General features: G+C 45.0%; 1 protein-coding gene. It reads right to left on the minus strand.

What is annotated here, in order from left to right:
- Nucleotides 1-31 precede the first annotated feature (31 nt).
- Nucleotides 32-389 (minus strand): transposase (locus CXF65_RS01135; protein WP_198551937.1); only part of this gene is annotated, 358 nt, incomplete at its 5' end.

Below are 389 nucleotides of genomic sequence, written 5' to 3' on the forward strand. Positions count from 1 at the left end.
GAGCCCATCCCAGATTCTGTGTAACTGCCATTTAGATTAAATGCTTACTGATACGGTCATCAAACATAATCATAAAACGATTCAGAGCAGACGTCCAGTTACGAATCGGCATCGACCACTTTTTGGATGCCTGCTGAGTTGCTAAATAGACCACTTTGAATGCTGCCTGATCAGAGGGGAACACCTTACGCTTATTCACCGCCGTCCGAATCACACTGTTTAGCGACTCAATAGCATTGGTGGTATAAATCACTTTTCTGATGTCTTTAGGATACTCAAAGAACACCGTTAAGCCCTCCCAGTTATTACGCCAAGACTTGACCACATGCGGGTACTCTGTGCCCCAAGTCTCATCAAAGTGTTCAAGGTTAGCCTCTGCTATCTCAAGC

Origin of the sequence: Psychrobacter sp. Sarcosine-3u-12 (genome assembly GCF_002836005.1) — a bacterium.
Classification (GTDB): Bacteria; Pseudomonadota; Gammaproteobacteria; order Pseudomonadales; family Moraxellaceae; genus Psychrobacter; species Psychrobacter okhotskensis.